19 protein-coding genes and 2 tRNA genes are annotated in these 22,003 nt (G+C 61.5%); 7 read left to right on the top strand and 14 right to left on the bottom strand.

Features of this window, described 5'->3' with window-relative positions:
* Positions 1 to 459 carry a recombination regulator RecX gene (gene recX, locus F474_RS06575; protein ID WP_097084247.1) on the top strand — a complete coding sequence of 153 codons (459 nt, stop codon included), beginning with the start codon at positions 1 to 3 and terminating at the stop codon, positions 457 to 459.
* Here recX and F474_RS06570 read toward each other — a convergent pair.
* Entirely contained in the window at positions 456 to 1,526 is a 1,071-nt protein-coding gene (locus tag F474_RS06570; RefSeq protein ID WP_097083361.1) for a TIGR00730 family Rossman fold protein, read from the bottom strand. The two genes, recX and F474_RS06570, sit on opposite strands and share 4 nt — an antisense overlap.
* A 98-nt stretch (positions 1,527 to 1,624) precedes the next feature.
* On the bottom strand, positions 1,625 to 2,029 hold the full coding sequence (locus F474_RS06565) for a quorum-sensing-regulated virulence factor family protein (RefSeq protein WP_097083362.1): 405 nt from the start codon (positions 2,027 to 2,029) through the stop codon (positions 1,625 to 1,627).
* Positions 2,030 to 2,197: 168 nt separating this feature from the next.
* On the opposite strand from F474_RS06565, the gene F474_RS06560 reads away from it, so the two are divergent.
* On the top strand, positions 2,198 to 2,935 hold the full coding sequence (locus F474_RS06560; RefSeq protein ID WP_097083363.1) for a tRNA-uridine aminocarboxypropyltransferase: 738 nt from the start codon (positions 2,198 to 2,200) through the stop codon (positions 2,933 to 2,935).
* Here the strand turns inward: F474_RS06560 and F474_RS06555 are convergent.
* Positions 2,902 to 3,786, bottom strand: coding sequence for a DMT family transporter (locus tag F474_RS06555; RefSeq protein WP_097083364.1), 885 nt, complete (start codon positions 3,784 to 3,786; stop codon positions 2,902 to 2,904). The genes F474_RS06560 and F474_RS06555 overlap by 34 nt on opposite strands.
* 128 nt (positions 3,787 to 3,914) lie before the next feature.
* Here F474_RS06555 and erdR point away from each other — a divergent pair, with 128 nt between their 5' ends.
* Both erdR and F474_RS06545 read left to right on the top strand, forming a co-directional pair.
* Positions 3,915 to 4,565, top strand: a complete 651-nt coding sequence (erdR, locus tag F474_RS06550; protein WP_097083365.1) for a response regulator transcription factor ErdR — start codon at positions 3,915 to 3,917, stop codon at positions 4,563 to 4,565.
* A 77-nt stretch (positions 4,566 to 4,642) separates the two neighbouring features.
* Entirely contained in the window at positions 4,643 to 5,005 is a 363-nt protein-coding gene (locus F474_RS06545; RefSeq protein WP_097083366.1) for a diacylglycerol kinase, read from the top strand.
* Positions 5,006 to 5,008: 3 nt separating this feature from the next.
* On the opposite strand, the gene F474_RS06540 is transcribed toward F474_RS06545, so the two are convergent.
* On the bottom strand, positions 5,009 to 5,935 hold the full coding sequence (locus F474_RS06540) for a LysR family transcriptional regulator (protein ID WP_097083367.1): 927 nt from the start codon (positions 5,933 to 5,935) through the stop codon (positions 5,009 to 5,011).
* A gap of 120 nt (positions 5,936 to 6,055) precedes the next feature.
* On the opposite strand from F474_RS06540, the gene fpr reads away from it, so the two are divergent.
* Positions 6,056 to 6,835, top strand: coding sequence for a ferredoxin-NADP reductase (gene fpr / locus F474_RS06535; RefSeq protein WP_097083368.1), 780 nt, complete (start codon positions 6,056 to 6,058; stop codon positions 6,833 to 6,835).
* Between the two features lie 45 nt (positions 6,836 to 6,880).
* Here the strand turns inward: fpr and tsaA are convergent, their stop codons facing one another.
* The 3 genes from tsaA to rimO form a co-directional block, all read right to left on the bottom strand.
* The gene (tsaA, locus tag F474_RS06530; protein ID WP_097083369.1) at positions 6,881 to 7,585 is read right to left on the bottom strand and encodes a tRNA (N6-threonylcarbamoyladenosine(37)-N6)-methyltransferase TrmO; all 705 of its coding nucleotides are present in this window, start codon (positions 7,583 to 7,585) and stop codon (positions 6,881 to 6,883) included.
* 2 nt (positions 7,586 to 7,587) lie between these two features.
* The gene (locus F474_RS06525) at positions 7,588 to 8,049 is read right to left on the bottom strand and encodes a DUF1456 family protein (protein ID WP_097083370.1); all 462 of its coding nucleotides are present in this window, start codon (positions 8,047 to 8,049) and stop codon (positions 7,588 to 7,590) included.
* Positions 8,050 to 8,171: 122 nt separating this feature from the next.
* On the bottom strand, positions 8,172 to 9,506 hold the full coding sequence (gene rimO, locus F474_RS06520) for a 30S ribosomal protein S12 methylthiotransferase RimO (RefSeq protein ID WP_097083371.1): 1,335 nt from the start codon (positions 9,504 to 9,506) through the stop codon (positions 8,172 to 8,174).
* Positions 9,507 to 9,736: 230 nt separating this feature from the next.
* On the opposite strand from rimO, the gene F474_RS06515 reads away from it, so the two are divergent.
* Complete coding sequence (locus F474_RS06515) at positions 9,737 to 11,635, top strand: potassium transporter Kup (protein ID WP_097083372.1); 1,899 nt, start codon at positions 9,737 to 9,739, stop codon at positions 11,633 to 11,635.
* A 101-nt stretch (positions 11,636 to 11,736) separates the two neighbouring features.
* Here F474_RS06515 and F474_RS06510 read toward each other — a convergent pair whose 3' ends face one another.
* The 4 genes from F474_RS06510 to F474_RS06495 form a co-directional block, all read right to left on the bottom strand.
* Positions 11,737 to 13,020 carry a virulence factor family protein gene (locus F474_RS06510; RefSeq protein ID WP_097083373.1) on the bottom strand — a complete coding sequence of 428 codons (1,284 nt, stop codon included), beginning with the start codon at positions 13,018 to 13,020 and terminating at the stop codon, positions 11,737 to 11,739.
* Positions 13,020 to 15,665 (bottom strand): bifunctional lysylphosphatidylglycerol flippase/synthetase MprF, encoded by a 2,646-nt coding sequence (gene mprF, locus F474_RS06505; RefSeq protein WP_097083374.1) that lies wholly within the window; start codon positions 15,663 to 15,665, stop codon positions 13,020 to 13,022. The genes F474_RS06510 and mprF overlap by 1 nt, the downstream gene beginning before the upstream one ends.
* 251 nt (positions 15,666 to 15,916) lie before the next feature.
* Positions 15,917 to 15,993: transfer RNA gene (locus F474_RS06500), tRNA-Met, on the bottom strand.
* A 112-nt stretch (positions 15,994 to 16,105) separates the two neighbouring features.
* Positions 16,106 to 16,182, bottom strand: a tRNA-Met gene (locus tag F474_RS06495).
* A gap of 170 nt (positions 16,183 to 16,352) precedes the next feature.
* On the opposite strand from F474_RS06495, the gene dinB reads away from it, so the two are divergent.
* Entirely contained in the window at positions 16,353 to 17,414 is a 1,062-nt protein-coding gene (gene dinB, locus F474_RS06490) for a DNA polymerase IV (protein ID WP_097083375.1), read from the top strand.
* On the opposite strand, the gene F474_RS06485 is transcribed toward dinB, so the two are convergent.
* The 3 genes from F474_RS06485 to F474_RS06475 form a co-directional block, all read right to left on the bottom strand.
* Entirely contained in the window at positions 17,405 to 18,322 is a 918-nt protein-coding gene (locus F474_RS06485; RefSeq protein WP_097083376.1) for a hypothetical protein, read from the bottom strand. The two genes, dinB and F474_RS06485, sit on opposite strands and share 10 nt — an antisense overlap.
* 13 nt (positions 18,323 to 18,335) lie before the next feature.
* Positions 18,336 to 20,051, bottom strand: a complete 1,716-nt coding sequence (locus F474_RS06480; protein WP_097083377.1) for a proline--tRNA ligase — start codon at positions 20,049 to 20,051, stop codon at positions 18,336 to 18,338.
* Between the two features lie 125 nt (positions 20,052 to 20,176).
* Positions 20,177 to 21,535 carry an OprD family porin gene (locus tag F474_RS06475; RefSeq protein ID WP_097083378.1) on the bottom strand — a complete coding sequence of 453 codons (1,359 nt, stop codon included), beginning with the start codon at positions 21,533 to 21,535 and terminating at the stop codon, positions 20,177 to 20,179.
* Positions 21,536 to 22,003 lie beyond the last annotated feature (468 nt).

Raw genomic sequence — 22,003 nt, 5'->3', positions numbered from 1 at the left:
GTGTTAGACACCCCTCTTGCTGTGCGGCGGGCGGCCATGGACCTTCTCGCTCGCCGAGAGCATGGCCGGGTGGAGCTGGAACGAAAGCTACGCAAGCGCGGCGCGCCAGATGAGTTACTGGCCGCCGCGCTTGATCGTTTGAGCGAGGAAGGCCTGCTCAGCGAAGCGCGTTACCTTGAAGCCTACATCCGCTTTCGCAGTGCAGCCGGCCATGGCCCTGCAAGGATACGTGAAGAGCTGCTTCAGCGAGGCCTTGCAAAGGCTTCGGTGAACGAAGCCCTGGCGCATTCGGGCATCGACTGGGCTGAGCTCTTGCAGGCACTGTGGCAGCGCAAATTTGCAGGTGTGCGCCCTGCCGACCCAAAAGAGCGGGCCAGGCAAACCCGCTTTCTAGCCTACCGGGGGTTTTCCCTGGACATGATCGGCCGTTTGCTCAGTGGCCGATCTATCGACGACTAGGCCCAATGCTCGGGGTGGTTGACGAAATCGATCAGCTCGCGCAGCCTTCCGTAGGCACGCCCCGCGAAGTGAAATGCCATCTTGGTCAAATGGCTAAACTCCGGCCCATCGGGTATTGGCGAACCGGCACGATCGTGTTGTTCGAAGGCGCCATCGATGAGCAGGTCGCTAAAGTCGTCAGCGAGGGCTGCCAATGCCGTTGCATTCAGGGGGTGGCGCAGCCGCATAACGAATAGCCGGCCAAGCCAACGGCTTGAATGGTAATTGGCGTAAAAACGTTCGATTTCCTCTACCGCCGCGTGTGGGTCGCTTACCCGCCGAATCAATTTCATGTCGGTGGGCAAAATGTATCGCTTGGCCTCAAGCTCATCACGCATGAACCCCTCAAGCCCCTCCCAGTAAGTGCCCCCAGGCTCGTCGAGCAGCAGGACAGGTACCAATGGGCTCTTCCCTGTTTGTACCAGAGTCAGCACTTCCAAGGCCTCGTCCAGCGTACCAAAACCGCCTGGGCAAAGTACCAGTGCGTCTGCCTCCTTCACGAAGAACAGCTTTCGAATGAAGAAGAAATGAAAGGGCAGCAACTGCTCGCTGCCTGCCAGCGTTGCATTGGCCCGCTGTTCGAAAGGCAGTGCGATGTTGAACCCCAGGCTGTGAGCAGGCCCAGCGCCTTCGTGAGCAGCGGCCATGATGCCCCCGCCAGCGCCAGTGATCACCATAAGGTCTGCCGCTGCCAGGGCGCGGCCCAGTTCACGGGCTTGCTCATACAGGGCATGGTCGGCCGCGATTCGTGCCGAGCCGAAAACAGTGACCTTGCGGCGTGGGCGGAAGCGCTCTAATACCCGAAATGCATGTTCCAGTTCGCGCAGGGTTTGCAGTGTGATCTTGGCATTCCAGCGATTGTGATCGTCCTGGGCCATGCGCAGGATGGTGAGCACCATGTCGCGGTACAACGCCCGATTGGGGCTGCCGGGCGCTACTTGCTGGAGCTGAGCGTCGACCTGCTGGGCGATCTCTTGCCCTTGGGCGATGAAATGCTCTGCGAGATGGTCATCAGGATGATACGGCATGTGAACCTCCAGAGTACTCGGCCGGCCCCTAGCCGCTTGCATTGGCTGCGGGGCCTAGGCTTTAACTATAGGTTCACGGTGCCGCCGGTCATACCGTATTACATGCCGCAGTCTTGGGCGGTGTATCGGTGCGTGGCCACAGGCTTCTTGGTCTTGTACTCGGAGAAGTCGTAACGCATCACGGCACCTTGCGCCATCAGCTTCCGGAAACTGGGGTCGCGGCATACGCTGGCGCCCAGTTGCAGGTACACGGTTTGAGGATTGGCGCGCATCTGCGCTGCGTGGCTGGGCTGAACCGCCAGGTGATCGATGAGCTCCTTGCCCTGCACTGTGAAGCCCAGGTCCAGGATGTCTTCGTTGATCGCCCGTGGTGTGCCGATACTGCTGTCCTTGGCCACCTTCTGCAGCATCTGGTTGAGGTTGTAATCGGCTGCGGATGCGCCAAAGGCGACCCAGGGTGTGGCAAGCAGCAACGCGGCGAAGGGCAGGGTGACACGCAGCATGAAACTCTCCTAAGGTGAAGCGAACGCGGATGGGTTGGACCCATCCGCAAGCATGATGTTCAACGTGCCCCCAGAGTACAAGCATTGTGCCGCCCGGCACAGGGGAGGTGGGCAAGTGCCCTGGCGGGCGCTATGCTTCGCGCCCGCTGCCACCCGCCGTGACCGACCATGCCTCATGCCGTTTCCCGCCTGCGCGATGAGCGCCTGGCCCTCAGTTCCAAGCCCTTTGTCGCACGGGGCTCTAAGGCCCCGCGCTGCTCCCGCTGCCGGGTGGTGCGCAGCCATTGCCTGTGCCCGTGGTTGCCGGTGCCCGGTGGGCAGGCGGGTATGTGCCTGGTGATGCATGACATCGAGGCCCTCAAACCCAGCAACACCGGCTGGCTGATTGCCGATGTGGTAAAGGACACGCACGCCTTCACATGGTCACGGACCGAAGTGGCCCCGGGGTTGCTGGAGTTGCTGGCCGATCCCCAATGGCAACCTTACATCGTCTTCCCTGGCGAATTCGTGGCGGCAGAGCGCGTCACTGAACAGGTGGCGCCGCCTGCCGGCAAGCGGCCTTTGTTCGTGTTGCTGGATGCTACGTGGCCCGAGGCGCGCAAGATGTTTCGGAAAAGCCCTTGGCTCGATCGCTTTCCGGTCCTGAGCCTTGCGCCTGATCAGCTGTCGCGCTACCGCCTGCGCCGCTCAAAGCGTGAGGACCATTTCTGCACGGCCGAAGTGGCGGCATTGTGCCTAGGGCTGGCCGGGGAGATCCACACGGCTGACCGCCTGGATCAGTGGCTGGACGCTTTCAGCCAGCACTACTTGGCCGCCAAGTACCAGCGCGCGATCGACCCCCAGGATGCCCTGCACCAGCATTTGGCGAGTGATCAGGCGGCAGAAGGGCGCTTGGGCCAAAGCTGAGCGAGGAGCATCCCCGCCAGCATCAACCCGCAGCCCAAATAGCCTCTTACGCTGAGGCTTTCACCGAGAAAGATCGCCCCGGCAATGGCGGCGAAGACCGCCTCGAGTGAGAAGATCACCGCTGCGTGTGAAGGCAGAGCACCTTTCTGGCTGATCACTTGCAAGGTAAAGCCCAGTGCAACGGCTACTACGCCGCCGTAGAGCAGGGCGGGAATAGCGGCTGCGATGCTCGCACCGTTCCAAGGTTCGAGCAGCAGGGCGAGCAGAAGGCTGACCAGCCCGCAGACCACGAACTGAACGAAGGCCAGGCGCAGCGGGTCATGACGATTGGCCAACGCTCCAACGAGCAGTACATGCCCTGCCCAAGCGAAAGCACCTGCCAATTGCAGTAAATCGCCCCAGGCTACACTCAGGCCATCGCCAACGCTGAGCAACGCCATGCCGAGAACCGCTGCGGCGGCGCCCAGCCAGGTCCCGGAATGGGCCCTTTGCCCGAACGCAAGGCCCACCAGTGGCACAATGATCACGTACAGCCCGGTGATGAACCCAGAGTTGGTTACTGTCGTGAATAACAGCCCGACCTGCTGCAGGTTGATACCGCACGCCAGTACCAAGCCCATGGTCGCGCCGCCGCGCAGGGGCCAGCGGCTACTAGCGGTCGGGTGTGAGAGCGAAGGCCTTGCCCGCAGCACCAAGGGTAAAAGGCACAGCGCGCCCAGGATGAAGCGCAGGCCGGAATAGAGAAAAGGGCCAATGTGTTCCATGGCCTGCTGCTGCATGACGAAAGCCGAGCCCCAGATCAGGGCTGTCAGCAACATCAGTGCATCGGTGCGCAGAGTAGAGCGGTGCATGCCAGGTGAGTACTCGAGTCGGGTTTAGGGCACAATGGTGGCGCACACTGTGCCCGAGCCTGTTCACCTTGACCACCCCTGCAGGCCCCGGCATGCTTGGCCCCGCCCAGTACAGGACCCTCTGCCCGATGGCCACCTACGATATCCTGATTGCCGATGACCACCCTTTATTTCGCAGCGCATTGCGCCAGGCACTTAGCCTGGGCCTGGGCAGCGAGGCAAGCCTGGTGGAGGCTGCAAGCATTGCCGAGCTGGAAGCCTGCCTGGCGCAAAAGGCCGATTGGGATCTGGTGCTGCTGGATTTGAACATGCCGGGTGCCTACGGCTTCTCGGGGCTCGTGCTGCTACGTGGTCAATACCCGCAGGTGCCGGTGGTAATGGTATCGGCCCAGGAGGATGCAAGCGTCGTGGTAAGGGCGCGCGAGTTCAATGCGAGCGGGTTCATCCCCAAGTCCAGCCCTCTGGAAACTATCCAAAGCGCCGTCCGCCATGTGCTCGACGGCGATGAATGGTGGCCGCCGCAGGCATTCGAAGCAGTGGCGGTCTCAGATGAAGCCCGTGCGGCCAGTGAAGGCCTGGCCAGCCTGACGCCTCAGCAGTTTCGCGTGCTGACGATGGTGTGCGAGGGCCTGCTTAACAAGCAGATCGCCTACGAGTTGAGTGTGTCGGAGGCCACCATCAAGGCTCACGTGACGGCGATTTTTCGCAAGCTCAATGTGCGTACACGCACTCAGGCAGCACTGTTGCTTCAGCAATTGGAGTCGGTCAGCCCGGCCTGAGTACCGTTTCACTGTTTTTTGACCGCGCGTCGGGTAGCCTGCGCGCCGTTTCCCTGACCTGCAGAGCCTCCCGTCACATGTCACCCTACAAGGGCCACAAAGGCCTCAAGCGTATCTTCAATGCAGCCGGTTATTCATTGGACGGCTTGCGCGCCGCATTTACGGGTGAGGCTGCCTTTCGACAGTTGGTACTGCTCAATGCCGTACTGGTGCCCCTGAGCTTCGCTCTGCCGGTGAGCCGCGTCGAGCGTGCGGTGCTGATCATGGCCTGCCTGCTGGCGCTGATCGTCGAACTGATCAACTCTGCCATTGAAGCGGCCATCGACCGTATCTCGCTCGAACGCCACCCTCTTTCGAAAAATGCCAAGGACATGGGCAGCGCAGCCCAGCTCGTTGCGCTGTGCCTGATCGCAATTGTCTGGGCTGCCATTCTGCTCTGAGGCTCAGGGAACGGTCGGTAACACGATTTCGTCGCTGCGCTGGGCGCCTGCGGTGAAGGTGCGGCATAGCTCTAGAAACTCACGCATTGCCGAAGTCTGGTACTTGCGCTTGTGCCAGATGAAATAGAACTGCCGCGTCAGGTCCAGCTCCGGCGTGGCGATTTCCACCAGGCTACCGCGGCGGAAGGCATCGCGCAGTGCCAGGCGTGATATACAACCGATGCCTAGCCCAGACTCTACAGCCCGCTTGATCGCCTCAGTGTGCTCCAGCTCCAGGCGGATGTTCAGCGCTGATCGATGGTGCCGCATGGCCTGGTCGAAGGTCAGCCGGGTGCCGGAACCCTGCTCGCGAAGAATCCACGCCTGTTCGGTAAGGGTTTCGACACTGGCCTGGCGTGGCTGTGCCAGCGGATGGGCCGGTGAGCAGAACACGGCCAACTCGTCGGCCACCCAGGGCTGCACTTCGAGGTCAGGGTGGTTGCAGTCTCCTTCGATCAGCCCCAGGTCCAGCTCGTAATGCGCCACCTGCTGCACCACGTGTGCGGTGTTCTGCACATGCAGCTTCACCTGGCTTTCAGGGTGCACCTGCATGTAGCTGCCGATCAGCAGCGTGGCCAGGTAGTTACCTATGGTCAGCGTCGCGCCTACCGCCAGTGCGCCGAAGCCTGCCTTGCCGCCAAGCAGGTCTTCTATTTCCTTGGCTTGGTCCAGCAGTGCTACGGCTTGCGGCAGCAACTGGTGGCCCAGAGCATTGAGGCTCAACCGTTTACCGGCGCGGTCGAACAGTTGGCAGCTGGACTGGCGCTCCAGCTCGGTGATGGAGGTGCTGGCTGCCGATTGCGACAGTGCAAGCTGGGAGGCGGCACGCGAGACGCTTTCGTGCTGAGCCACTGCAACAAAGACTTGGAGTTGCCTGAGCGTAAATCGCATATCTATATAACCGATTACCTATATCTTGATAATTCATTTAACAGATATTGTCGCCACCACTAGAATACCGCGCAATCGTGCCTGCCCCAGGCACATGCCTTTTCTTCGGAGTTTTCGTCAATGAGCAACTTCAACCACGAACGCGTTCTGAGTGTTCATCACTGGAACGACACCCTGTTCAGCTTCAAGTGCACCCGCGACCCGGGCCTGCGCTTCGAGAACGGCCAGTTCGTGATGATCGGGCTACAGCAGCCCAACGGCCGCCCGCTCATGCGCGCCTACTCCGTCGCCAGCCCCAACTGGGAAGAGCATCTGGAATTCTTCAGCATCAAGGTCCCAGATGGCCCGCTGACCTCGCAGTTGCAGCACCTGAAGGAAGGCGATGAGGTACTGATCAGCAAGAAGCCTACCGGCACGCTGGTGCTGGACGACCTGACCCCGGGCAAGCACCTGTACCTGCTCAGCACCGGTACAGGCCTGGCGCCGTTCATGAGCGTCATTCAAGACCCTGAAACCTATGAGCGTTTCGAGAAGGTGATCCTCGTGCACGGGGTACGTTACGTCAACGAAGTAGCGTACGAAGAATTCATCACCCAGATCCTGCCCGAGCACGAATATCTGGGCGAGGCGGTGAAGGAGAAGTTGATCTATTACCCCACCGTGACCCGTGAGCCTTTCCGAAACGAGGGCCGGCTGACAGACCTGATGCGCAACGGCAAGCTGTTCGACGATATTGGCCTGCCGCCAATCAACCCGCGTGATGACCGTGCCATGATCTGCGGCAGCCCGGCCATGCTCGACGAAACCAGTGAAGTGCTCGACAGTTTCGGCCTGAAAATTTCCCCGCGCATGCGCGAGCCAGGGGACTACCTGATCGAGCGTGCCTTCGTCGAGAAGTAACGGCCGCTTCAGGTACATCGCCCGGCTATGCCGGGCGATGTCGTTTCAGGCGCTGGCGACCGCCAAGGTGATTGCCAGCACCCGGATCGTACCAGGCTCGGGATAGTGCCAATGCACGTCCAAATCCCATAGGCGTGCACCGTAGCGCCGTTCCGGTGCCGGCACCTGGTAAGCCGGCCGTGGGTCCTGTGCCAGGCACTGCTCGACCAACGCCACCAATGGCTCGCCCAGGCGTTCGCCGTGCACATGGGCTGCCGCGATCGCCGCGTCTTCCCATTGCACGGGAATCAGTGCAGGCGGCGCGTCGGCCATGCGATTGACCGCGTGGGGCACCTGGTCGGCGTAGGGAACGTAGGGTTTGATGTCGAGTACCGGGGTGCCGTCGAGCAGGTCGATACCGCTCAACCGGAGCCTCCCCGGCTCCACCCCCTCCAGGCGCACCACCGATTGGCCGATGCCGTTGGGTCGGTGGGTCGCTCGCGTCGCGAATACACCCATGCTTCGGTTGCCGCCCAGCCGCGGCGGGCGCACTTTCAGGCGTGGGCTGCTGTCGAGCGCCTGATGGAACATGAACAGCAACCACACGTGGCTCACCTGCTCCAGCCCCTGCACCGCGTCGCCGTTGTCGTACGGCGCGACCAGTTCAAGCGTGCCGCGCGCGGCAGGCGCCAACGAAGGCTGGCGAGGGATGGCGAACTTTTCCTTGAAGCAGGAGCGGATGAAACCAACCGGCTCGACCTGGTAGCTCATGCTCAGCCGCGCACGCGCTGGGTCAGGCCCTTGAGGAAGTTACGTAGCAACTGATCACCGCAAGGGCGGAAGTTTTCGTGCCCTGCCTTGCGGAACAGCGCGCTCAGCTCGGGCCGTGAGACGGCAAAACCGGCAGCGTTCAGGATTTCGCGAATATCGTCTTCCTTGAGCTCGAACGCTACGCGCAGTTTTTTGAGCACATCGTTGTTGGTTACCGGCACCACGATTGGCTGTGCCGGGCGGCTCTCGTCCTTCCCGCGCTTGTGGATCACCAGGCCATCGAGAAAATGCGCCATCAGCGCGTCTGGGCAGCGCTGGTAGCCTGCTTCTTCCTCTTTTTTGAGGTAATGGCCCAGCTCGGCCACCGTGACCTGGCCGCCGCTGAGCCGAATGATATCGGCCAGCTTGCCGTCGCTTATATTGAGCAGGTAGCGCAAGCTGCGCAGTACATCGTTGTGGATCATCGAGAACGTCGTATGCCGGAGGGTAGGGCGTGCATTGTAGCGCATGCACTGCGGGGATACCGGCTTGCAGTGCCGGGCGAAGCCTCCAGGCCCGCTACTGGGGCCAGGAGGCGCGGGCGGCTTTACAGCGCCTGTGCCCAGAGGTCGTATTCGTCGGCCTCGGTAATGCGGCAGCGAACCTTGTCGCCAGGCTTGAGCGGTTGGTCGCTGTCGACGTAGACGTTGCCGTCGATTTCCGGTGCGTCGAAGAAGCTGCGGCCGATGGCGCCTTGGTCGTCCACTTCGTCGATCAGTACCTCGATCTCGCGGCCCACTCGCTGTTGCAGGCGCGCAGCGCTGATGGCCTGCTGGTGGGCCATGAAGCGTTCCCAGCGCTCCTGCTTCACGTCGTCAGGCACAGGGTCGGCCAAGTCATTGGCCGGCGCGCCTTCCACAGGCGAGTATTGGAAGCAGCCGACGCGGTCGAGCTGGGCTTCGCTCAGCCAGTCGAGCAGGTACTGGAAATCGTCTTCGGTTTCACCTGGGAAGCCAACGATGAAGGTCGAGCGGATCACCAGGTCTGGGCACTGTTCACGCCAGGCCTTGATGCGCGCCAGGGTGCGATCTTCGAAGGCCGGGCGTTTCATGGCCTTGAGAACCTTGGGGCTTGCGTGCTGGAAGGGAATATCCAGGTAGGGCAGCACCTTGCCGGCCGCCATCAGCGGAATGATTTCATCGACGTGCGGATAGGGGTAGACGTAGTGCAAGCGGACCCATACGCCCAGGCTTCCCAGTGCTTCGCACAGCTCGGTCATGCGGGTTTTTACCGGCTGGCCATTCCAGAACCCGGTGCGGTATTTCACGTCCACGCCGTAGGCGCTGGTGTCTTGCGATATCACCAGCAGCTCTTTGACCCCGGCCTTGACCAGGCGCTGCGCTTCGTCGAGCACCTCGCCCACCGGGCGGCTCACCAGCTTGCCACGCATGGACGGGATGATGCAAAAGCTGCAACTGTGGTTGCAGCCTTCGGAAATCTTCAGGTAGGCGTAATGGCGCGGGGTGAGCTTGACGCCTTGGGGTGGCACCAGGTCGATCAGCGGGTTGTGGTCGAGTTTCGGGGGCACGACTTCATGCACCGCATTGACTACCTGCTCGTACTGCTGCGGGCCGGTGACGGCCAGCACGCTGGGGTGCACGTCGCGGATGGTGTTTTCTTCAACGCCCATGCAGCCGGTGACGATGACCCGGCCGTTCTCGGCCAGCGCCTCGCCAATGGCGTCCAGCGATTCGGCCTTGGCGCTGTCGATGAAGCCGCAGGTGTTGACCACTACTACGTCTGCCCCCTGATAGGTGGGCACCACTTCATAGCCTTCCATGCGCAGCTGGGTCAGGATTCGTTCGGAATCGACCAGGGCTTTGGGGCACCCCAGCGAGACAAAACCCACCTTGGGCGTGGTGGATGGCGTAGTGGTGGACATGGCAACCTCGGTTTCGGCGGATGGCGCGGGCATGGCCGCGCGGGGCGCTGCAAGCGCCTCTGATCAAAAAGTGCGCAATTCTAGCGATGCTCGGGCCACTTGACCAGCGTCTGGCAGAAGAAATGCGCCGCGCGCTGCGCTAAGCTTGGCGGCGCCGCGCGGGGGTGCCTGCGCATCAATTCAAAACACGCCGCCGACAAGCGGCAAACCACAAGCTGCAGGAGAAGTGGATGGGTCATGCACGCAGTGAGGAGCAGGGCGGCCATGGTGCCGCACGGCCTCTGAGCATTCTGGTGGCAGCGGTGGGTGTGGTGTATGGCGATATCGGGACCAGCCCGTTGTACACCCTCAAGGAAGTGTTCACTGGGGGCTATGGCCTGAGCGTCAGCCACGATGCGGTATTGGGGATTCTGTCGCTGATTTTCTGGGCGCTGATCTGGGTAGTGTCGATCAAGTACGTGCTCTTCGTGCTGCGCGCCGACAACCAAGGCGAGGGCGGTACGATGGCGTTGCTTGCCCTGGCCCGGCGCGCCGCACAAGGCCACCCGCGCCTGAGTGCGGTGCTGGTGGTCTTCGGCCTGTGCGGTACCGCACTTTTTTATGGCGATAGCATGATTACCCCGGCGGTGTCTGTGCTGTCGGCGGTGGAAGGGCTGGAGCTGGCGGTCGATGGCATCGAGCATTGGGTCGTGCCCATTGCGCTGGTGATCCTGATCGGCTTGTTCGTGCTGCAAAAGCATGGCACCGCCCAAATAGGAAAGCTGTTCGGGCCGGTGATGGTGTGCTGGTTCGTGGTGCTGGGTGCATTGGGTATTTATGGCATCGAGCAACACCGTGAGGTGCTCAAGGCGCTGAACCCTTATTGGGCACTTAATTTCTTTGAAGTGCATCCGGGCATCAGCATCGCCGCCTTGGGCGCAGTGGTGCTGGCCCTTACCGGTGCCGAGGCCCTCTACGCCGACATGGGGCACTTTGGGCGCAAGCCGATTGCGCGCGCGTGGTTCGGCCTGGTGTTGCCAGGGTTGGTGCTCAATTATTTCGGCCAGGGCGCGTTGCTGCTGGGCGATGCCGAGGCGGTACGTAACCCGTTCTTCCTGCTGGCGCCGGGCTGGGCCCTGGTGCCGATGATCGTGCTGTCGACAGTGGCCACGGTCATCGCTTCCCAAGCGGTGATTTCTGGGGCGTTCTCCCTGACCCACCAGGCGATCCAGCTGGGCTATATCCCGCGCATGCACATCCAGCACACCTCCAGCAGCGAGCAGGGCCAGATCTACATCAGCGCGGTGAACTGGACCCTGATGGTTGGTGTGATCCTGCTGGTGCTGGGCTTTGAGTCGTCCGGTGCGCTGGCGTCGGCCTACGGGGTGGCGGTAACGGGCACGATGCTGTGCACCACTGTGATGATCTCCGTGGTCATCCTTCTGCTGTGGAAATGGCCGCCGTTGCTTAGCGTGCCGGTGCTGATGGGCTTCCTGGCCGTAGACCTGCTGTTCTTCAGCGCCAACGTGCCCAAGATCGTGCAGGGCGGCGCCTTCCCGGTGGTGGCAGGCCTGGTGTTGTTCGTGCTGATGACCACCTGGAAGCGCGGCAAGCAGCTGCTGGTGGACCGCATCGATGAGGGCAGCCTGCCACTGCCGATCTTCATCGGCAGCATCCGTGTGCAGCCGCCCCACAGGGTGCAGGGCACAGCGGTATTCCTGACGGCTCGCCAAGACGCCGTGCCCCATGCCCTGCTTCACAACATGCTGCACAACCAAGTGCTTCACGAGCAGGTGGTATTGCTGACCGTGGTCAACGAAGACGCCCCGCGTGTGCCGCGTGACCAGCGCTTCGAGGTCGAAAACTACGGCGAGGGTTTCTTCCGGGTGGTATTGCACTATGGCTTCATGGATGAGCCAGACGTGCCCGCAGCCTTGTCGCTGTGCCATCTGGAAGGGCTCGACTTCAGCCCCATGCGCACCACCTACTTCCTGAGCCGGGAAACCGTGATCTCCTCGAAGCTTGCCGGCATGGCGCGCTGGCGTGAAGGGCTGTTCGCCTTCATGCTCAAAAACGCCAACGGCAACTTGCGCTTCTTCCGCTTGCCGTTGAACCGGGTGATCGAGCTGGGTACGCAGGTCGAGATATAAGCGCGGCACCTGGACCTTCAGGCTGAAAGAAAAAAAGCGGGGCCCGCCTATTCGGCGGGCCCCGCTTTTTTTATCTTCACCTTTAGCTTGTCACTGGCCTTTCACTGTGGCCGAGCGGCTTTCCATTTCTCCAACACGGCGACCAGCTTCTTGGCCAGGGAGGGGTAGTTCTCATCGAAGTGGTGGCCGCCTGGCAGGGGCATCTTCTCACCGACGGCTGTGGTGTCGGTGCAGCCGCTTTCGGCCGCTTCCTCGGTGCCGTAGACGCACAACACCTTGGATGGGGGCAGCTTGGCCATTTCAGGCCCGGTAGGGGCTTCCTTGCCTTCCTGCCCAAGCCAGCCTTCGACTTCGATCTCGAAACTGCCGCTGCGGGCAAAGGCCAGCAGAATCATCCCGTCAACCTTGTTCTGCTCGCTTTCCGGCAGTTGGTTGTAGATGGCTGGTAGCACGTCGGCGCCGAACGAGTAGCCGGCCAGCACGAAATGCTTGGCGCCCCATTTGTGCTGGTAATACTCCATCACTTCAGCCAGGTCCTCGGCGCTTTCAGCCGGAGCGTGGTGTTGCCAGTAGTAGCGCAAGGTGTCGATGCCCACCACCGGGTAGCCCATCTGTGCCATATAACCGGCAGTGTCCTTGTCCAGGTCGCGCCAGCCACCGTCACCGGAAAGGAACAGGGTCACCGTGTCGTTGTTGCCGCTGGCAGGCACTTCCACCACGGGCATCTTGAGGGTGGCACTCTCTTCACCCAGCAAAGCTTCGGTCAGCTGAGCTTTGAGCAGCTGCGGCAGCTTCACGTCGTAATCGGAGATGCTGTTCTCGGCGTTGGCCTGCCCGCGCACGAAGGCCGCAGCAGTGTCGTCAGGCCAGTCGTTCCAGGCAGCGTACCAGTGGCCATGCTCGGCCTTCTTGGGCCAGGCGATCTTGCAGTCCGGTGTTTCCAGGGCAAAGCCCACCGACACGGCCTTGGCCTTGTCGTTGGCCTGGCCGGCCAGCCACGCCCACGCCTGGCTGGCGCCGAGGTTGATGCCGCCTACGACATTGGGGGTGTCACCAAGCTGCTTGAGGCCAGCATCGAATGTGGCCTGCTGTACGTTGCAATCAGCCTTGGGCAGCACCACCTGGAGAATCTTGGCCGCTGCCTGGCGGCTCAGGTCGCTGAGCTGCTTTTCATTCATGGCCTCATCAGCAGGCACCGCGACCAACACGACATTGCGCTGCCGTTGGCCTGGGATGGCCAACGTGGCGCTGCTTCCGTCGCTCAGGGTGAGGGCTTGCAGGGTCGGGGAGGGTACCGGCCGGCTCCACCACCAGTAGGCGGTTGCTGCAGCGGCCAGCAGAACGACCAGCGTAATCAGTACAGCGCGCCAGTAACGTCGAATCATCAGCGTTTCACCAGTCCAGTCAGGCCGCCCGCGATCAGGGCGGCGGTATCGGCCAGGGCTACCAGCGGATCGAGGCCCGCCGGTACGGCCATGTAACGAGGTTCCCAGTCAGGCTGGAACTTGTCCTTGAAACGGCGCAGCCCCTGGAAGTTGTACAGGTGCTCGCCGCGGTTGAACACCATCGAGCCCAATCGCTGGGTAAGCGGGGCACCCTTGCGCGGCTGCAGGCCGGAAAGCGGCACCATGCCCAGGCTGAAGCGCTCGTAGCCTTGCGCTTTGTAGTACTGGATCAGGCCGACCATCATGAACTCCATGGTCAGTTTCGGCGCTTCGGGGTGCGAGCGCATCAAGTCAAGGCTGGCCAGGTGCTTGCTGTCGGTTTCCAGCAGGTTGGCAAAGGCCACCGGGCGGCCTTGGAAGTGGATGATCACGATGCGGAAATGCTTGAGGTAGTCAGGGCTGAAGCGCCCGAGCGAGAAGCCTTTCTCGCGCACATTCTTACCCGAAAGCCACGCGTCCGAGATGATTTTAAGTTCATCCAGCGGCGCCGTGCCGGCCTCGTAAACCTCCATCGACAAGCCGTCACGGCTGCCGCGGTTCCAGGTATAGCGCAGGTCCTTCATCTCTTTGCCTTTGGCATCGATGTCGAAGGCCAGCAGGTTGACGCGCGCCTCCTCGCCCAGCTTCAGTGCGGTCAGGCCGATGTCCATGTAGTAGGGCAGGTTCTCGGCCCGTACTTGGTAGAAGACCGGGCGGGCATGGTGAAAATCGCACAGGTCACGGAACTGCCAGATCATCTCGGCGCGCGGCTGGGTAGGGCCGATCGGGTCATACAGCGCGACGAGGCTACGGCCGCGGCGAGCGTACATGATGAAGGCCTTATCCTCGGGATGGAACAGCAACGCTTTATCGCCGGTCAGTGCAAGCCCACCGTCGGGTTGATGCGAGTGCTTGAGAATTCGGGCAGCGCGCTCCAACTCTTCCTGGTTGGGGAGGTGGATGACCGGCCGGGCAGTGCGCAGCAGCCAGGTCAGGGCCACGATCACCAGCAGCACGGCGCTGCCCAGTGCCGAGCGCATGCCGCGTGGTGCGTCACCATCCAGTGCAAATTGCCACCAGAGCTTGTTGCTGTAAGGCACGTCCTGGTAGGCGAAGAACAGCAGCCATATCGATGCGCCCACCACACAGGCTGCCGCGATCAGAAACATAGGCGACAGCGGCAGTTCCATCAGGCGGCTGGGGCGATAGAACGAACGACGGAACACCGCCAGCAGCGATGCGGTGATGATCAGGATGCTTGCCTCTTCCCAGTCGAAGCCTTTGAGCAGCGACATCAGGGCGCCGGTCAGCAGCAGGGTCATGGTCAGCATCCACGCAGCCGAAAGGCGCCGGCGCAAGCCCTGAGCCAGCAGCAGGCAGAGCACGCCGATCAGGCTGGCAATGAAGTGGGACGCGTCGATCAGCCGGTGGGGTAGCAGGAAGCCCATGTGCTCCAGCCGGGTATCAATCTCGGGCGTGGTGCCCGAAAACAGCAAGACGACGCCGGAAAGAAACACCAGCACGGCCAGGATCGGCGCTGCCAGGCCGGACGCCACCCGAATGGCCTGACGGGCGAACAGTAGCCGTTTGCCCTCGTTGACCAGCAATGTGAGGCTGGCCACCAGAAACGGCAGCATCACGTAGATCAGCCGGTACAGCAGCAGGGCGGCAGCCAACGGGGCTGCGCCCAGTTCGTTGGAAAACGCAGCCAGCAGTACCGCTTCGAATACGCCCACGCCACCGGGCACGTGGCTGAGCACCCCGGCGGCCAATGCCAGTAGGTAGACCAGCACGAACGCGCCGAAAGGTGGGGCCTCCGGCAGCAGGCAATAGAGCACGGTGGCAGCAGCGGCGACGTCCAGTGCAGTGATTACCAGTTGCAGCAACGTCAAGCGCACCGATGGCAAACGCAGGGTCTTGCTCCCGACGCGCACGATCAGGTTGTGCGGCAAGGGCTGCTCATCCAAGCGCCTGCGGTAAACGCCTACGGCCAACGCGACGGCAAGGCCCAGGATGGCGACCGAAACCAGGGCTAATAGAGGCGCCGGCAGGCGCAACGCGGTCGAGGCAGCGTTCAGGTCGCTCAAGGTGGCCAATGCCGCTAACGGCGGCAGGGCACAACCCAGGGACAGGGCTGCAAACAAGGACATGCGCGCGACCTCGGCAGCGCCGACCCCGAGGCGCGAGTACAGCCGGTAGCGCACCGAGCCGCCAGACAGCAATGCCAAGCCCACCGCGTTGCCGATCGCGAAGGCCGTGAAGCCCCCCAACGCCAGGGCGCGCGGTGGCAACGAAGCATTGGCGTAGCGGGCCGCTGACCACTCGTAACCCAGCAGAATCACGAAACCGGCTACCGTAGCGGCGAAAGCGCCGATGAGCGCATGGCTGGGAGTGCTCACTACCGCATCGTGCAGAGCGTAGAAATCTACTTCTGCCAGAATGTGCCGGCAGGCGAGCAAAGCCATCACGAACATCAGCAACGTCACGCCCAGGCCGACCTGTTGGCGGTTACGGCTCAGCCACAGGAGCGCGCGATGGCGCGGCACGGGTGCAGGGGCGGGGGCAATGACGACGTCTTCGTTTACTTCAGGCGTTTCAGGGCGCATCAATAACCTCGCGGATTGTGCGCGACAGGATGTGTGTATCCAGCCAAGTGACCAATCCCTTTGATAACAAATGTGCCGGGATATTACCCCGTTGGCCGTTACACTGCGACCTGACCCTCAGCTATAGGGCAAGTTTCATCCTGGCGCCATGTGAACCGCTGCGCAAAATCCCGCTTCAGCGCCTATGCCATTGATACAACGGTTTTTTTTACGCATAAAAAAAGGCCACGCAGTGCGTGGCCTTTTTAAGATGGTTGCGGGAGCCGGATTTGAACCGACGACCTTCGGGTTATGAGCCCGACGAGCTACCAGACTGCTCCATCCCGCGTCATGTGGTGCGCATTTTACAGACTGCGCTGAAAGCGTCAAGCCTTTTATTTCAAAAGCTTATCTAAGGCTTCAATGAAAAATGCCACCCATAAAGGTGGCGTTTTCGTATTTGGTTGCGGGAGCCGGATTTGAACCGACGACCTTCGGGTTATGAGCCCGACGAGCTACCAGACTGCTCCATCCCGCGTCTGTGGGGCGCATTCTACAGCCTGCCCGCTACCTGTCAAGGGCGGATCAAGAAAAAACGCAATTCATTCAAATATTTACTGCCCATACGACCCGGGATCCGGGGCGTGCCCGCTGTACGGCGGGGCTTGTTACTGTATATTTGTTCACTGGTTACGACGAGCACCGGCCATGCCGCAACGCAAAATCATTCACATCGACTGTGACTGTTTCTACGCAGCCATCGAAATGCGTGATGACCCGACGCTGCGCGGCAAGCCCATGGCGGTGGGTGGCTCTGCCGAGCGACGAGGAGTGATCGCCACCTGTAATTACGAGGCGCGGGCCTTCGGTGTGCGCTCGGCCATGGCTTCAGCTCATGCCCTGAAACTGTGCCCGGACCTCGTCATCGTCAAACCGCGCTTCGAGGCGTATCGAGAGGCCTCAGCCAGCATTCATCAGATCTTTCGCCACTACACTGACCTTATCGAGCCGCTTTCGCTTGATGAGGCCTATCTGGATGTTTCCTTGTGCGATCAGTTTGCGGGCAGCGCTACACGCATCGCACAGGACATCCGTCGCAAGGTGGCGCAGGCAGTGGGGATTACCGTGTCGGCGGGGGTAGCACCCAACAAGTTCCTTGCCAAGATTGCCAGCGACTGGCGAAAGCCTGACGGGCTGTTCGTCGTCACCCCGGATCAGGTCGATGCCTTCGTTGCGCAGTTGCCGGTGGCGCGGCTCCACGGTGTCGGCAAGGTCACGGCACAAAAGCTTGAACGGCTCGGTGTAGAGTTCTGTTGGCAGCTACGCCAATGGAAGCGGCTAGCGCTGGTGCGGGAGTTCGGCAGCTTCGGTGAGCGGCTTTACAATCTCGCCCAAGGAATGGACGAGCGCCCCGTGCAAAACGACAGCCGTCGCCAGTCAGTGAGTGTCGAGCATACTTACGACCAGGACTTGCAGCGGCTGGAAGATTGCCTGGCCCAGTTACCCGCGCTCATGGTAACGCTTGAGGAGCGCTTGCAGCGCCTCGACAGCAGCTATCGACCGGCAAAGCCTTTCGTGAAGGTGAAGTTTCATGACTTTACCCAAACCACGCTGGAGCAAGCGGGCGCCGCCAGGGACCTGGCCAGCTACCAACAGCTGCTGGCCCAGGCATTTGCAAGAGGGGGCAAGCCGGTACGCCTGTTAGGGATAGGGGCGCGCCTGGACGACATGCGCGGCCGTCACGAGCAATTGGAGTTGTTTCAGCGCTGACGCCGCAGCGCTTCGAGATAATCCCGCTGCAGTTCAGGGTCGTTGTGTGTCAGTTCGATCAGGCTCTGCTCCAGCTCCTCGGCCTCCTGGGGTAACCCCAGTTGGCGCAAACGCTTGCTGCGCTGTACCCACTGCGCCACGCTGTCATCTTCGAGGTCGTCGTAGATCAGTGCGCGGGCCTGCGCCAGCCGCCCACGCAGCCCTGGTGCCAGCGGCAGCCAGGCATCTGCCTGGCTTTGATCGTCTTCATCTTTGGCGAAGAAGCCCAGGCGGGTGACCTGGTTCAGGTCCTGATCGGCGAAGGGGCTTTCAAGCAGGTCGATGCGCAAATAACCCTTGGCATCGGTATCCAGCGGGTAGCGCTTCGGCCCGGCTGTGACTTCAACGGTACGGTTTGCCCAGGGTACGTTCACCGTCTCCTCGCGCTGACCAGTTTGGGTGCGCTCTACGCTGGCGAGGTTCTGTTCGGCGCGGCCGTTGGCCGGAGCATTCATGAACGGGTTGATTCCAGCGACCCCGTAGCTGATCCAGCCGTGGGTCATGCTGCCGGGCAAGTGCCCCAATGCAAATACATTGGCTACGTTGGCACCTACCCCTGCTACCAGTGCAACCGCGCCAAGGGGGATTTCATAGGCCTCACGCCATGCCTGATAGGGCGTATAGCGGTCGTAGCGGCGAGTGACCAGCCAATCGGTGACCTGGTAACGATGAATTTCGCTCACATGAACACGGCGCCGTGGCTGATCAAGATTGCCAGGCTCGCCAACATCGATGCGCAGGTCATGCGCGAGCAGTGTGCGCTCAACGCGCGCTTCCTGATCACTGCGTTGGGGCAGATGATTGGCGCAGCCAGCGAGCGCTATGGCGCAACCGAGGGTTGCGCCATAGCGGAGGAGGAGAGAAGTCATGGCAACCGAATGATCAGTGCTTGACCTGCGCCTTGACGAAAGCCAAGACGTCGTTTGCGTCGATGCTCTGGGCTTCGCTGTGGGTGCGGTGCTTGTATTCGAGCTTGCCCTCTGCCAAGCCACGGTCACTCACCACGATCCGATGCGGGATTCCGATCAGTTCCATGTCGGCGAACTTGATGCCCGGGCTGGTCTTCTTGTCGCGGTCGTCGAGCAACACATCGAAACCGGCGGCGGTCAACTCTGCATAGAGCTTGTCGGTGGCTTCGCGAACTTGCTCGGTTTCATAGCGCAGTGGCACCAAGGCAATCTGGAAGGGGGCCAGGATGTCGTTCCAGATGATGCCATTGTCATCGTGGCTCTGCTCGATCGCGGCGGCAACTACGCGTGACACGCCGATGCCGTAGCAGCCCATCGCCAGAGTGACAGGCTTGCCGTTCTCGCCCAGCACCTGGCACTTGAGTGCCTCACTGTACTTGGTGCCAAGCTGGAAGATATGGCCAACTTCGATACCACGCTTGATCACCAGCGTGCCTTTGCCATCCGGGCTTGGGTCGCCTTCGACCACGTTGCGCAGGTCGGCGACTTCCGGCAACGGCAAGTCGCGTTCCCAGTTCACGCCAAAGTAGTGCTTGTCGTCTATGTTCGCGCCCACGGCGAAATCACTCATCATGGCAACGGAGCGGTCGATGACCACCGGCAGCGGCATGTTCAACGGGCCAAGCGAACCGGGGCCTGCGCCGACGATGGCGCGAATTTCCGCTTCGGTTGCCATCACCAGAGGCTCGGCTACCTGCGGCAGTTTGGTTGCTTTTATTTCATTGAGTTCGTGATCTCCGCGGACCACCAGCACCACCAGCGTGCCCTCTTCGGCGCCGCGCACGATCAGCGTCTTGACGGTGCGCTCGATCGGCAGGCCATGGTTTTCCACCAGCGCAGCAATGGTTTTGGTGTCCGGGGTGTCGACCAGGCGCATCTGCTCGCGGGCTTCGGCGCGGCTGGTTTCCCGCGGGACGGCCTCGGCTTTCTCGATGTTGGCGGCGTAGTCGGACGTGTCACTGAAGATGACGTCGTCTTCGCCAGAGCTCGCCAGCACGTGGAACTCATGGGAGCCGGCCCCGCCGATCGAACCGTTGTCGGCCTCGACCGGGCGGAAGTCCAGGCCCAGGCGGGTGAACACGTTGCAGTAGGCCTGATGCATGCGATCGTAGGTCTGCTGCAACGACGCCTGGTCGGCGTGGAAGGAGTAGGCGTCTTTCATGACGAACTCACGGCCACGCATCAGACCGAAGCGCGGGCGAATCTCGTCACGGAATTTGGTTTGGATTTGGTACAGATTCAGCGGCAGTTGCTTGTAGCTGGCCAGCTCGTTGCGCGCGAGGTCGGTGATCACTTCTTCATGGGTGGGGCCCACGCAGAATTCGCGGTCATGACGGTCTCGAACCCGCAGCAGCTCAGGGCCATATTGCTCCCAGCGGCCGGATTCCTGCCACAGCTCGGCGGGCTGAATGGCGGGCATCAGAACTTCCAGAGCACCGGCTGCGTTCATCTCTTCGCGCACGATCGCCTCCACCTTGCGCATCACACGCAGGCCCATGGGCAACCAGGTATACAGGCCTGAGGCAAGCTTGCGGATCATGCCGGCGCGCAGCATCAGCTGGTGGCTGATGACCACCGCATCGGACGGGGTTTCTTTGAGCGTGGCGAGCAGGTATTGACTAGTGCGCATGATAAGCCAGTGTCTTTGCTGGATTTTGTCGGAAGTGGGCATTGTACGGCGCAGGGGCGGTGACGTACACCCAAAGAAAAGCCCGGCGCAGGGCCGGGCTTTCGTTGCAACGGGTCGCGTCGCGATTACAGGATCGAGATCGGGTAATCGACGATCAGGCGGAACTCGTTGATATCGCCATCGGCCTCGGCGGTGTTGCCGCGGTGCCAGGCCTGGCGAATGCGGAAGGACAGGTCCTTGGCCGCGCCGCTCTGGACGACGTATTTGGCTTCCAGGTCGGTTTCGTGGTGCTTGCCGCCGTCGCCGTAGCCATAGCCGCGGTACGGGCTGTCAGCAGCCATTTTGGTGCCGTCGATGCCGTCGCCACGCAGGTAGCGAGTCATGAAGCTCAGGCCGGGTACGCCGAAGGTGGCCATGTTCAGCTCATATTGCAGCTTCCAGGACTTTTCGCCCGGGCCGTTGAAGTCGGAGTACTGAACCGAGTTGGCCAGGAAGATCGAGTCGCCGCCTTTGTTCGAGCCCAGGCTGCCCGGTTTGCCGCCAACACCGATGTAGTCGAATGGCGTGTCGCCGTTGACCTTCTGGAAGGCCAGGGTCACGGTGTGCGCGGTCAGGAAGGAATAAGCCGCTGCCAGCGAGAACGTGTTGTTGTCGATCGAGCCGGCTTTGGCGCTGCCTTCGTCGGTGGTGCGGTAGTAGTTGAAGTCGAAGGCCAGGGACTGGTCGCTGGCCAGCGGCAGCACATAGTTCACGTTGCCGTAGTACTGGTTCCAGATGTCTTCGAGCTTGGAGGCGTACAGGCCAACGGTCAGTTGATCGTTGATCGCGTAGCGGCCGCCGAGGTAGTCGATCGAATTGGCGGTAACGCCTGCATAGGTGGCGTACAGCTCGCCATCACGGGCGGTGGTGTTGTAGCTGGTGCCGGAGTAGAAGTGGCCGGCTTCCAGGTCCAGGCCCTTCAGCTCGCTGCTCATCAGGCTGAAGCCGCTCGCGGTCTGCGGCAGCAGGCGGCTGCCGCCTACGGCGAATACGGGGCTGGTGCTCGGCGATTGATCGCCGATCTTGAGCATGGTGTTGGATACGCGCAGTTTCAGCGCTGCCCCGGCTTTGCCATAGGCGGTGTTGTTGTCGGCTTCGCCGTTGGAGCCGCGATCCAGGGTCAGGTTACCCGAACCTGCGTATTTGTCCGGGCCCCACAGCCTCAGGCCGCCATAGGCGAATGCATCCACGCCCACGCCGACGGTGCCCTGGGTGAAGCCGGAGCTGAAGTTGCCCTGGACGCCTTGGGTCCAGTCGCGGGTGTCACCGCCGCCGTTCTTGCCGTCGCGGTTCCAGTAGTAGTTGCGCAGCAGCACGTTGAGGCTGCTGTCTTCAACGAAGCCTTTCGAGTCGGCCTGGCTGGTAACGAACGGCGCGGCGATTGCCAGTTGCGAGGTTGCAGCGGTAACAGCTACTGCGATTGCGCTCCACTTCATCACTCTCATCGTGACTTGCTCCTTTGGTTTTCCGGAAGATTGCCGCCGGCCATTGGTTTTTTTGCTGGCCGGCTCTTCTTTTTCTGGTGTACAGGCGTGTGCCATGTACCTCTTTTGCTTGCGATGGCCGGGGAAGCTCTGGTCGGCTTCTTGATTCCGTTGTCGGCCCGGTACCGTTGTATCTCCAAACACTTGCCGCGCAGTGCTAGCCGCGAGCGCTGATAGAACCTTTAGCAACAAGCGTGCACAACTGTGCCACCGCATCACGCTTTTTTCACTTTTTTTTCGCGGTCACGTCAAACCCCTGATGGCACGGGGCTTTGACGGAACAGGTGAAAAAAACTTGCCGGGCCACCCTGATGTGTGCCTGCCACAAGGGAATCGCCGAAACGTTACCGTTATTCGGTCGGTGCGTTCCCTTTTGGGCGCAAGGTGTGCACCAAACCGTACTGGGTGAACTGAAATGGTGCGAAAAGT

The sequence above is a fragment of the Pseudomonas sp. URIL14HWK12:I12 genome (assembly GCF_003097135.1).
In the GTDB taxonomy this organism is placed as follows: domain Bacteria; phylum Pseudomonadota; class Gammaproteobacteria; order Pseudomonadales; family Pseudomonadaceae; genus Aquipseudomonas.
The sequence above is the reverse complement of the archived record's forward strand: the minus strand, read 5'-3'. Positions and strand labels throughout refer to the sequence as shown.

Excerpts from the sequence above, each read along its gene's own strand:
- F474_RS06570 (WP_097083361.1), bottom strand. The coding sequence starts at position 1,526 with ATGCCGTATCATCCTGATGACCATCTCGCAGAGCATTTCATCGCCCAA.
- F474_RS06565 (WP_097083362.1), bottom strand. The coding sequence starts at position 2,029 with ATGCTGCGTGTCACCCTGCCCTTCGCCGCGTTGCTGCTTGCCACACCC.
- F474_RS06560 (WP_097083363.1), top strand. The coding sequence starts at position 2,198 with ATGCCTCATGCCGTTTCCCGCCTGCGCGATGAGCGCCTGGCCCTCAGT.
- F474_RS06555 (WP_097083364.1), bottom strand. The coding sequence starts at position 3,786 with ATGCACCGCTCTACTCTGCGCACCGATGCACTGATGTTGCTGACAGCC.
- erdR (WP_097083365.1), top strand. The coding sequence starts at position 3,915 with ATGGCCACCTACGATATCCTGATTGCCGATGACCACCCTTTATTTCGC.
- F474_RS06545 (WP_097083366.1), top strand. The coding sequence starts at position 4,643 with ATGTCACCCTACAAGGGCCACAAAGGCCTCAAGCGTATCTTCAATGCA.
- F474_RS06540 (WP_097083367.1), bottom strand. The coding sequence starts at position 5,935 with ATGCGATTTACGCTCAGGCAACTCCAAGTCTTTGTTGCAGTGGCTCAG.
- fpr (WP_097083368.1), top strand. The coding sequence starts at position 6,056 with ATGAGCAACTTCAACCACGAACGCGTTCTGAGTGTTCATCACTGGAAC.
- tsaA (WP_097083369.1), bottom strand. The coding sequence starts at position 7,585 with ATGAGCTACCAGGTCGAGCCGGTTGGTTTCATCCGCTCCTGCTTCAAG.
- F474_RS06525 (WP_097083370.1), bottom strand. The coding sequence starts at position 8,049 with ATGATCCACAACGATGTACTGCGCAGCTTGCGCTACCTGCTCAATATA.
- rimO (WP_097083371.1), bottom strand. The coding sequence starts at position 9,506 with ATGTCCACCACTACGCCATCCACCACGCCCAAGGTGGGTTTTGTCTCG.
- F474_RS06515 (WP_097083372.1), top strand. The coding sequence starts at position 9,737 with ATGGGTCATGCACGCAGTGAGGAGCAGGGCGGCCATGGTGCCGCACGG.
- F474_RS06510 (WP_097083373.1), bottom strand. The coding sequence starts at position 13,020 with ATGATTCGACGTTACTGGCGCGCTGTACTGATTACGCTGGTCGTTCTG.
- mprF (WP_097083374.1), bottom strand. The coding sequence starts at position 15,665 with ATGCGCCCTGAAACGCCTGAAGTAAACGAAGACGTCGTCATTGCCCCC.
- dinB (WP_097083375.1), top strand. The coding sequence starts at position 16,353 with ATGCCGCAACGCAAAATCATTCACATCGACTGTGACTGTTTCTACGCA.
- F474_RS06485 (WP_097083376.1), bottom strand. The coding sequence starts at position 18,322 with ATGACTTCTCTCCTCCTCCGCTATGGCGCAACCCTCGGTTGCGCCATA.
- F474_RS06480 (WP_097083377.1), bottom strand. The coding sequence starts at position 20,051 with ATGCGCACTAGTCAATACCTGCTCGCCACGCTCAAAGAAACCCCGTCC.
- F474_RS06475 (WP_097083378.1), bottom strand. The coding sequence starts at position 21,535 with ATGAGAGTGATGAAGTGGAGCGCAATCGCAGTAGCTGTTACCGCTGCA.